Source organism: Planomonospora algeriensis (assembly GCF_977012225.1).
The window spans coordinates 24,043-33,424 of the sequence record NZ_CDRNDK010000022.1 but is presented as its reverse complement, the minus strand read 5'-3'; the positions used below and the strand labels follow the sequence as shown (position 1 = coordinate 33,424).

General features: G+C 73.7%; 10 protein-coding genes. 3 read left to right on the top strand and 7 right to left on the bottom strand.

Annotated elements, in window-relative coordinates; genetic code table 11:
* Positions 1–383: 383 nt before the first annotated feature.
* The 6 genes from ACWJ6R_RS04635 to ACWJ6R_RS04610 form a co-directional block, all read right to left on the bottom strand.
* Positions 384–914 carry a protein-tyrosine phosphatase family protein gene (locus ACWJ6R_RS04635; RefSeq protein ID WP_449060989.1) on the bottom strand — a complete coding sequence of 177 codons (531 nt, stop codon included), beginning with the start codon at positions 912–914 and terminating at the stop codon, positions 384–386.
* Between the two features lie 79 nt (positions 915–993).
* On the bottom strand, positions 994–1,638 hold the full coding sequence (locus ACWJ6R_RS04630) for a response regulator transcription factor (protein ID WP_449060988.1): 645 nt from the start codon (positions 1,636–1,638) through the stop codon (positions 994–996).
* Positions 1,629–2,732: a sensor histidine kinase gene (locus ACWJ6R_RS04625; RefSeq protein WP_449060987.1), complete on the bottom strand. Its 1,104-nt coding sequence runs from the start codon at positions 2,730–2,732 to the stop codon at positions 1,629–1,631. Before ACWJ6R_RS04625 ends, ACWJ6R_RS04630 begins: the two co-directional genes overlap by 10 nt.
* Positions 2,716–2,844 (bottom strand): hypothetical protein, encoded by a 129-nt coding sequence (locus tag ACWJ6R_RS04620; RefSeq protein ID WP_449060986.1) that lies wholly within the window; start codon positions 2,842–2,844, stop codon positions 2,716–2,718. Before ACWJ6R_RS04620 ends, ACWJ6R_RS04625 begins: the two co-directional genes overlap by 17 nt.
* A gap of 103 nt (positions 2,845–2,947) precedes the next feature.
* Entirely contained in the window at positions 2,948–3,607 is a 660-nt protein-coding gene (locus ACWJ6R_RS04615; RefSeq protein ID WP_449060985.1) for a response regulator, read from the bottom strand.
* On the bottom strand, positions 3,604–4,755 hold the full coding sequence (locus ACWJ6R_RS04610; protein ID WP_449060984.1) for a sensor histidine kinase: 1,152 nt from the start codon (positions 4,753–4,755) through the stop codon (positions 3,604–3,606). Before ACWJ6R_RS04610 ends, ACWJ6R_RS04615 begins: the two co-directional genes overlap by 4 nt.
* 227 nt (positions 4,756–4,982) lie before the next feature.
* On the opposite strand from ACWJ6R_RS04610, the gene ACWJ6R_RS04605 reads away from it, so the two are divergent.
* From ACWJ6R_RS04605 to ygiD, 3 genes are all read left to right on the top strand, one after another.
* On the top strand, positions 4,983–5,897 hold the full coding sequence (locus ACWJ6R_RS04605) for an alpha/beta fold hydrolase (RefSeq protein WP_449060983.1): 915 nt from the start codon (positions 4,983–4,985) through the stop codon (positions 5,895–5,897).
* Positions 5,898–6,225: 328 nt separating this feature from the next.
* Positions 6,226–6,963, top strand: coding sequence for a molybdate ABC transporter substrate-binding protein (gene modA, locus ACWJ6R_RS04600; RefSeq protein WP_449060992.1), 738 nt, complete (start codon positions 6,226–6,228; stop codon positions 6,961–6,963).
* Positions 6,964–7,178: 215 nt separating this feature from the next.
* Entirely contained in the window at positions 7,179–8,051 is an 873-nt protein-coding gene (ygiD, locus tag ACWJ6R_RS04595) for a 4,5-DOPA-extradiol-dioxygenase (RefSeq protein ID WP_449060982.1), read from the top strand.
* Here ygiD and ACWJ6R_RS04590 read toward each other — a convergent pair.
* Entirely contained in the window at positions 7,955–9,382 is a 1,428-nt protein-coding gene (locus ACWJ6R_RS04590) for a tetratricopeptide repeat protein (RefSeq protein ID WP_449060981.1), read from the bottom strand. The two genes, ygiD and ACWJ6R_RS04590, sit on opposite strands and share 97 nt — an antisense overlap.

The following is a 9,382-nucleotide window of genomic DNA, read 5'->3' as shown; positions in this document are numbered from 1 at the left end:
GCCGGAGCCGCCGCGGCCCCCAGCGCGAGTGCCGCCGCCAGGACGGCGGCCGACGCCGTCCGCCGTCCGGTACGTCCCGCCACCGCGGCCTTGCCGACCCGATCCAGTACGGACATCCTGTCCTCCTTCGGTTGCCGACGGCCCTGGCGACCGCCGCCTTCGGCGCACGTCCCCCGTGCGTCCTGCCGGGACACGTTCCGGCACCTGTCCGGATTCGGCATCCGCTGGTCCCCACGTCCCCCGGCAAACTTTCCTGTACGGTGACCAATAAGATCGTATTGTACGGCGGACAACACAGTCAACAGGTGATCGGAAGCGGCATCAGCCGGGAGGCCGTCGACGCCGAGTGCGTCTCGCGGCCGCCGTGTCCGCCGGGATACGGCTCAGTGCGGCCCCTCAGGATCAGCGCCCCGGTCCTGCGCGTCCGGGGGGAGGGGCCGGGGGAACCGCAGCACCCAGCGGCGCTGCCACGGGGTCTCGACGGCTCGATGGTGGTGGTGCTCGCGCGTCCAGGCGACGGCGTCGGCCGGGTCGAGACCGGCCAGGACGGCGAGGCAGGCGACGACCGTGCCGGTACGGCCGACGCCGCCGCCGCACGCGACCTCCACCGCGGCGCCCGCCCGGGCCCGCTCGTGCAAGGCGCGGATCCGCCGGACGGCCAGATCCCGGTCGCGGGGCAGGAGGAAATCGGGCCACCGGATCCACTCGTGCGGCCATCGCAGCCCGCTCTCGTGGCGGCTGCGGAGCCGGTCGGAGCCGAGATAGAGGCCGAAGTCGGGCACCGGCCCCTCCGGCAGCGGACGGCGCAGGCCGCGGCCGCGGATCCAGGAACCGTCCGGCAGCCGGAGGGCTCCCACCAGCGGCGGTCCGCCTACCGGCCTGTCGGCCGCCGTACCGTCCAGGGGATCTTTCATCGGGTTCTCCTCACCGTCCGTGCGTTGTAAGGCGTCCCGCCGGCCGAAGCTCCGCCGTACGAAGCGCCGCCGTACGGCCTCAGGAGCCGAGGTAGCGCAGGACGGCCAGGACCCGGCGGCTGTAACCGGTGGTGTGGGACAGCGACAGCTTGTCGAACAGCGCGTTGACGTGCTTCTCCACCGCGCTCTGCGACACGTGCAGCGTCTGGGCGATCGAGGCGTTGGTCAGGCCCTGCGCCATCAGCTCCAGCACCTCGCGCTCCCGGCCGGTCAACCGGGCCAGGGGGTCGGCGTGGCTGGTGCGGGCCAGCAGCTGCCGCACCACCTCCGGGTCGAAGGCCGTGCCACCGGCGCCCACCCGCTCCAGCGCGTCCAGGAAGTCGCCGACCTGCGCCACCCGGTCCTTGAGCAGGTAGCCCACGCCGTCGATGTCCCCGCTCATCAACTCGACGGCGTACGTCTTCTCCACGTACTGCGACAGCACCAGCACCTTCACCCGCGGCCGGCCGCGCCTGATCTCCAGCGCGGCGCGCAGGCCCTCGTCGGTGTGCGTGGGCGGCATCCGCACGTCCACCACGACCGCGTCGGGCTCCCGCGCCGCCACCGCCTCGAGCAGCGCCCGGCCGTCGCCGACGGCGGCGAGCACCTCGTGGCCCTCCTCCTCCAGCAGCCGCACGAGGCCCTCGCGGAGCAGGGTGGAGTCCTCGGCCAGGATCACCCGCACGGCAGCTCCGCCGTGATCACGGTGGGCCCTCCGGCCGGACTGGTCACGGTGAGACGGCCGTCCAGCGCGGCCACCCGCCGCGCCAGCCCCGACAGGCCGCCGCCCGCCGGATCCGCCCCGCCCACCCCGTCGTCGTGTACGCGCACGACGATCATTGTGCCGCGTTCGCGGACCTCGACGGTGACCGCGGCGGCGCGGGCATGCTTGGCCGCGTTCGTCACCGCCTCGCTGACCACGAAGTACGAGACCGTCTCCACCGCTCTCGGCGGGCGCGCGGGCAGCTCGCACACGACCGTGACCGGTACGGCGGAGCGCTCGGCCACCCCGGCCAGCGCGTCGGCGAGCCCGAGCGAGTCCAGCCCCGACGGATAGGCCCGCCAGGCCACCTCGCGCAGCTCGACCAGTGCCTGCTGCGCCTGCTCGTGCAGCTGGTCGAGCAGTTCGGGCCGGCCCCGGCGCGCCCGCCCGGCCAGCATGGACAGTGCCACCAGCCGCTGCTGCAGCCCGTCGTGCAGGTCCCGTTCGATCCGGCGCCGTTCGGCGTCGACGGCCGCCAGCACGCCCGCGCGGCTCTCGGCCAGCTCGGTGATGCGGCGCCGCAGCGCCTCGGTGGGGTCGGGGGCGAGCATGCGCCGCGCCAGCCGCCGCTCCAGCGCGTACACGCCCACCAGGCCCGACAGGTTCAGGAACAGCAGCACCGTCCCGCCCAGGGCGGCGTAGGCCAGCAGCGGCGCGGTCGGCGACATGCCGTCGAGCGGCAGCCCTCTCCCCCACGACCAGGCCAGCTCTCCGGCCACCCCGACGCCGACACCCAGCAGTGCGACGACCAGGCCGCCGAGGACGCCCACCGGCGCCCTGGCCGCCAGATAGCGCAGCTCCCGTCCGTCCCCGCGCACCGTGCCGAGGTCCAGCGCGGCAGGGTCGAGCCGCAGCCGGCGGGCGTCCAGTACGGCCAGCCGCCGGGCCGCCTCCCGCACGGCGCCACGGCGGGTGAACGGCAGCGCCGACAGGAGGAAGACCAGGTCGATCAGGGCGGTGGCGGTCCCGAGGATCACCGCCCCCAGCAGGCGCAGTCCCTCAGCCGCGGAGCGCATGCCGCCCCTTGCGCCGTTCCGCCGGCCTGGTGCCCACGAAGACGAGCAGAGCCGGCAGCACCAGGCCGATCACCGTGTCGGTGCCCATCAGTCCGATCAGCCGATCCGTCATGCCTCGAAGGCTATGGAGGATCACGATAGGCCCGGAATGGGGCGCGCGGCCGTTCCGGGACTGCGGAAAACCACAGGTCCGGGCGGGCGCGCGGGCGGTGCGCTCAGGTCACCAGACCTCTGCGGTAGGCGTAGACCACCGCCTGCACGCGGTCGCGCAGGCGGAGCTTGGTGAGGATGCGCGACACGTACGTCTTGACGGTCTCCTGGCTGATCACCAGGGTGGCGGCGATCTCGCTGTTGGACAGGCCGTCGGCGATCAGGCGCAGTACCTCCAGCTCGCGGGGGGTCAGCGCGGTCTCGTCGGACGTGGCCCGGGTGGGGCGGATCCGGGAGGCGTACCTGCCGACGAGCTGCCGCGTCACCTCGGGCGCCAGCAGCGCGGCGCCGGCCGCGACGGTGCGGATGCCGTGCAGGAGCTGCGCCGGCGGGGCGTCCTTGAGCAGGAATCCGCTCGCCCCCGCGCGCAGTGCCTCGTAGACGTACTCGTCCAGGTTGAACGTCGTCACCACGAGCACCTTGACCGGGTCCGCCACCCCGGCGCCGGCCAGCAGGCGGGTGGCCTCGATGCCGTCGAGCACCGGCATCCGCACGTCCATCACCACGATGTCGGGGCTCAACCGGCGGGCGAGATCCACCGCGGCGCGGCCGTCGCCGCACTCGCCCACCACCTCCAGGTCGGGCTGCGCGTCGATGATCGTCGCGAATCCGGTGCGGATCAGTGCCTGGTCGTCGCAGACCAGGACCCGGATCGGCGCGGTCACGACCGGCTTCCCGCGGGGATGCGGGCCCGTACGAGGAAGCCGCCCGCCTGCCGGCCGGCGCTGAACTGGCCGCCGACGGCTTCGACCCGCTCGCGGAGCCCGGCCAGGCCCCTCCCGCCCTCACCGGGAGAAGCGGTCCGGGAGCCGGAGCCGTCGGTGCCGACCTCCACGCTGATCTCCTTCTCGCCGTAACGCACCCGGACCGCGGTGGGACTGCCGTGGGCGTGTTTGAGGGCGTTCGTCAGGGCCTCCTGGACGACCCTATAGGCCACGAACTCGGCGCTGCCCGCCGATTCCGCCGGGCTGCCCTCCGCTGCGAACTCCACCGGCTGCCCGGCCCGGCGGGTCTGCTCCACGAGCGCGCGGAGCTCGCCGACGGCCGGCACGCCGATGTCGGTGTCGTGATCGGCTTTGAGCAGGTCGAGCATGTGCCGCAGGTCGGCGATGGCCCGCCGGCCGGTGTCGGTGACGGCGCTCAGCGTCGCGTCGAGGCGGTCGGGGACGGCGGTCAGGTAGCGGGCGGCCTCGGCCTGCACGACCATCGCCGTCACGTGGTGGGTCACGACGTCGTGGAGCTCGCGGGCGATCCGGGTGCGTTCGGCGGCGCGGATGGCCTCGGCGGCATGGCGGCGGTGCTCGGCCTCGGCGGCGCGGGTGGCGCGCAGCCGGGCGCCGATGCCCCATCCGAGGGCCAGGGCCAGGTAGAACACCACATATCCCTCCGCCCTCTCACCGGCGCCGAGCCTGCCGAGCGCGAGCGCGAGCGCCACGTACGCCGCGGAGAGGACGACCACGGTGACGCGCCGGTGGCGCTCCATGTGGGCGCCCGCGCTGATGAGCGCGATGGCCAGCGCGTTGCTCGCCAACACGTGGTAGCCGCGGAGCTGGTCGAGGGCGAAGCCGAGCGACACCAGGACGAGGCAGACGGCCGGCCACCGCCGGCGCGCGGCGAGCGGAAGGGACTCCAGGGCGATCACCACGAACGCCAGCGCGTCGAAGGGGCGGACCGGCAGGTCGCCGACCTGGGTCCCTTTGCCGTGGAGCGCCGGCGGGAGCGACGCGACGGCCAGCAGCAGCCCGAACGGTAGATCCCGGGCCACGACGCCGCACCGCCGCCACCGGTCCGCGACTCGCCGTAGATCGATCATTGGGCGAGGGTAGCGGTCGCGCCGCGCCCGTCCCCCGCGGACCGCGCCCGTCCTCCGCGGACCGCGCTCGTCCCCCGCGCGAGCTACCGGCGAATGTCCACCGTGCGGGGATGATCCCGGACCGCCGGATCCGTAGCTTTACGAGGCGGCCGCGGACGCTCCGGCCGCTTTCCCGCTGCACCGCCGTGCGCGTCACCCAGGTGTCGGCCCCCTCACTGGAGGACCTCATGCTTCGCAAGACCAAGACATTCGTTGCGGCCGCGCTGTGCTGCACCGTGCTCGGCGCGGCGGTCGCCGGCTGCGACGGCGACGCGGTGGAGGACTGGGACCCCTTCGCCTCCGCCACGCGGGCAGCCGACGCCGCCCCGATCTCCGGGACCCAGAAGATCGACGTCGCGGGCCGGTCGGTGAACGTGTCCTGTTCGGGCGACCCGGAGGGCGGCAGGCCGGTCATCGTCCTGATGCACGGGGCAGGCGACGGGGTGGACAAGCTGGCCGCCCTGCAGGAGGCGCTGGGGAAGCAGAACCGGGTCTGCTCCTACGACCGGCTCGGCGCGGGCGCCAGTGACCGGCCGGAAGGCCCTCAGGACTTCTCCGGCGTCGGCGGGCTCCTGACCGGGGTGCTCGACCGCGTCGCCGGTGACCGCCCGGTCGTCCTGGCCGGGCACTCGCTGGGCGGGCTGATCGCCGCCAGGTACGCCCCCGATCATCAGGACCGGATCAAGGGACTGGTCCTGATGGACGCCACCCCGCCCACGATGCTCGCCGACCTCACGAAGGCGATCCCCGGATCCGCCAAGGGCCCGGCGGCCGAGCTGCGCGCGCAGAACCTCGCGGTCTTCCAGGGCCAGAACCCGGAGAAGCTCGTCATCGCCGATGGAGAGGTCCGCTCCGCCGGGGACATCCCGGTGGAGGTGATCCGGCACGGGAAGCCGTACCTCGAGGCCGTCCCCGATTACGGGACTCGCCTGGAGAAGGCCTGGTCCGCGGGTCAGCGCAAGTGGCTCGCGCTGTCCAGCCGCAGCGCGCTGCGCACGGCCGCCGGCAGCGAGCACTACATCTACCTCGACCGGCCCGATGTCGCCGTCCAGGCCATCGAGCGCGTCACCGCGGAGGCCGCCGGTCGAGCGCGTGGCGAGTAGCCGGTCCGGCCGGCCCCGGTGTCACCGGAAGCCCCGGCCCGGACCCGGTGACGGATCACCCCGGCTTCCCCAGGGGCGGATCACCCCGGCTTCCCCGGGGGCGGCCGCCGGCACGGACGCGGCGGCCCGGCGGCCCGGCGGCGGGAGACGGCGGGATTCACCGGCTGATCTACGACCTCGCGGATGCCGTGGCAGAACCGTGCATCGTGCCGCCGCCGCGAGTGCGAACAGGCGTCGGCCATCGAAGACGCGAAGGATATGGTGAGGGTTCGTGAGTCCCCCTGCGCTGCTTCGGCGTCTTCCCCGCCGGGCCCTGGCCCTGCCGCTCATGCTCGCCGTCCTGACCGGCTGCGGTCCGGGTGCCGACCCGTCGGCGGCCACCCCCGCCTCCGCGGCCGCGGAGGTGACGGTGTTCGCCGCCGCCTCACTGACCGGCGCCTTCACCGAGCTCGGCACGGCCTTCGAGGCCGCCCACCCGGGCACCACGGTGCGCTTCAACTTCGGCTCCAGCGCCACCCTTGCCCAGCAGATCACCCAGGGCGCGCCGGCGGACGTGTTCGCCGCGGCCAGCCCGGCCACCATGAAGACCGTCACCGACGCCGGCCTGGCGGGGGCGCCGACGGTGTTCGCGCGCAACAAGCTGCGGATCGCGGTCCCGGCCGACAACCCCGCAGGCGTGGACGAACTCGAGGACCTGGCGGATGCGAAGGTGAAGGTGGCGCTGTGCGCCGTCCAGGTCCCCTGCGGCGCCGCGGCCGTCAAGGCCCTGGACGCGGCCGGGCTCAAGGTCACCCCGGTCACATTGGAGCAGGACGTCAAGGCCACGCTCACCAAGGTCGAGCTGGGTGAGGTCGACGCCGCCCTGGTCTACGCCACCGACGTCCTGGCCTCCGGCGGCAAGGTGAAGGGCATCGACTTCCCCGAGGCCGGCGAGGCGGTCAACGACTACCCGATCGCCGCCCTGTCGGGGGCCCCGGCCGGGCCGGCCGCCCGGCGGTTCGTCGACCTGGTCCTCTCCCAGCAGGGCAGGGACGTGCTGACCAGGGCAGGCTTCCAGGCTCCCTGACCCCTGGCTCTCAATCCCGTGACGCTCCCGCCCCGCCCGCATCCGGCAGCGTCGCCGAGTCGTCGGCGGGCGGGTCGGCCGCCGTCCTTTCCGTCCGCTTGCACAGGCGTTCGGACCGCCTTGGCCCGGATCTGAGGCATGTCTCCCCTGCCGTCGGCGGTGCCCGGGTTACGTTGGTCCCACTTGGTCCCACCGCCAGCCGTACGGGAGCCGACATGGGCACTGCCAGCACCTCGACCCGGATGCCTGCGGCGTTCATCGGCCACGGCAGCCCGATGAACGCGCTGGAGGACAACCGCTACACCCAGGCCTGGCGGGCCTTCGGCCGGACGGTGCCGCGTCCGCGCGCCATCCTGGTGGTCTCCGCCCACTGGTACATCAACGCCACCGCCGTCACCGCCATGGCCCGCCCCCGCACCATCCACGACTTCTACGGCTTCCCCCGGCCCCTGTTCGAGATCGACTATCCGGCTCCAGGCCTGCCGGAACTGGTCGCCGAGGTCGCCGACGCCGTCCACCCCACCTGGGTCGGAGCCGACCTCGACAGCTGGGGCATCGACCACGGCACCTGGTCGGTCCTGGTGCACGCCTTCCCCGGGGCCGACGTCCCGGTCGTGCAGCTGAGCATCAACGCCGACAAGGACTACGACTACCACCTGAAGCTGGGCGCCGCCCTCGCGCCCCTGCGCGAGAGCGGCGTGCTCGTCATCGGCAGCGGCAACGTCGTGCACAACCTGCGCGGCATGAACGGCGCGCTGCCCGATGCCGGCTACGACTGGGCGCAGCGCTTCGACGAGCACGCCAAGGAGACGATGCTCACCGATCCGGCTTCCGCCGCCGCCCTCGACGGCCACCGTGACTTCGGCCGGGCCGTACCCACCCCCGACCACTTCCTGCCGCTGCTCTACCTCGCCGGCCTGGCCGGCGCCGACGGCGGCGACACCCGGGTCCTGATCGACGGCTACGCCTACGGATCGCTGTCCATGACCGCCTACACCCTCGACCTGGCCTGCCCCGGCGCCGCCGAAGGCACCGCATCGGCGCCGCCCCTGCCCGGCGACGTGCCGCCCGACGCCTCCAACATCTGACCCGCCGGATCCCGTTCCGGCTCAATCGGAATCCCTGCCATAGTCCCGCCCTCCGCCGGGTGAGCCCGACCCGCACCGCCCGCGTGTCCCGCGGATCCGGTCTGCGTCCGACGCTCGAGGTACGCCTTGGGCTCCACCGCCGTGGCGTCCAGCTCCACGCAGCGCCCCATCGCGTTGAGTGCGGCTCCGCGCTCGCCGATGAACTCGTGGCACTGAGCCGCCCGAAACCATCCGACGGCGCCCGACCCCGTCCCCAGCTCGCCCGCGCGCGCGTACCATCGGGCGGCCTCCCGGTGGTCCCCGATGGAGACATGCGCATCGCCGATCGCCAGTCTCGCCTCGACACAGTGCGGATCCAGCCTGTTCAGGTCCTCACACAGTTTCCGTGCCTCATCACGGTGCCGGCCGCGTGCGGCGAGCAGGATCCGCGCCTCAAGGAGATACCGCGTGTTCTCGACGGCGGCCATCCTGTCCGCGTCGGCCGCCGCACCCGCGGTGAGCCGTTCGTTCCACCGGAGGGCGGTCTCCAGCTCGTCGCGCATCGCGTCCGGCCGGCCCTCGGCCAGCCGGAGCAGCGCGACCGCCCGGTGGAAACGGCTCCGCACCAGCCAGGCATGCCAGTCGTCCCGCGGGACCGACCCCAAGACCCGCTCGCCCAGGCCCGCGAACGTGCCGGCCAGCCCGGTCCGGTCCCCGCCGCGGATCGAATGACCGATGCCCTGCGCGCAGGAGGCCAGCGCCAGGAGGGGGTCCTTGGCCGCGGCCAGCTCGCGGAAGAGGGCCAGCGCCTTCGGCCCGTGCCCCGGATAACGGGCGTGGACACGGGCGACCTCGTAGACGTAGCGGTCATGGCCGGGATCGCCGGTGGGCGCCACGGGACCGGCCAGCTCCAGGGCGTACTGGCAGTAGGACAGCTGGGCGAGCTGGAAGACGACCAGCGCGCGCGGCGCGGGGTCCAGTTCGGGGAAGCGGTCGATGGCCCGCATCAGGACGTTCCACTGCGGGGTCCGCAGCTCCTCGGGCAGCTCGGTGGGGCGGCGGCAGTCGTAGTGGTCGAGGCCGGCGTGGCGCAGCACCTGGTGGCGCAGACCGGCCACACCGATCATGGCGAACCAGGACCAGCGGTCCGGCCGGGGGTCGGCCAGCCACTCCGACACCGGCTGGATCATGCGCAGGCGCAGCGGCGCCACGGGGCTGTCGGTCATGTCGATGATGGGCCGCCAGAACACGCCCAGCCGGTTGTGCTCCAGCGGGGGCATGCCCGACAGGCGGGGGAACAGCCCCCGGGGATCGCTCCGCGTGTAACGCTGTTCGAGCTGGAACCGCTCCAT

Excerpts from the sequence above, each read along its gene's own strand:
- ACWJ6R_RS04635 (WP_449060989.1), bottom strand. The coding sequence starts at position 914 with ATGAAAGATCCCCTGGACGGTACGGCGGCCGACAGGCCGGTAGGCGGA.
- ACWJ6R_RS04625 (WP_449060987.1), bottom strand. The coding sequence starts at position 2,732 with ATGCGCTCCGCGGCTGAGGGACTGCGCCTGCTGGGGGCGGTGATCCTC.
- ACWJ6R_RS04620 (WP_449060986.1), bottom strand. The coding sequence starts at position 2,844 with ATGACGGATCGGCTGATCGGACTGATGGGCACCGACACGGTGATCGGC.
- ACWJ6R_RS04610 (WP_449060984.1), bottom strand. The coding sequence starts at position 4,755 with ATGATCGATCTACGGCGAGTCGCGGACCGGTGGCGGCGGTGCGGCGTC.
- ACWJ6R_RS04605 (WP_449060983.1), top strand. The coding sequence starts at position 4,983 with ATGCTTCGCAAGACCAAGACATTCGTTGCGGCCGCGCTGTGCTGCACC.
- modA (WP_449060992.1), top strand. The coding sequence starts at position 6,226 with ATGCTCGCCGTCCTGACCGGCTGCGGTCCGGGTGCCGACCCGTCGGCG.
- ygiD (WP_449060982.1), top strand. The coding sequence starts at position 7,179 with ATGGGCACTGCCAGCACCTCGACCCGGATGCCTGCGGCGTTCATCGGC.
- ACWJ6R_RS04590 (WP_449060981.1), bottom strand. The coding sequence starts at position 9,382 with ATGGAGCGGTTCCAGCTCGAACAGCGTTACACGCGGAGCGATCCCCGG.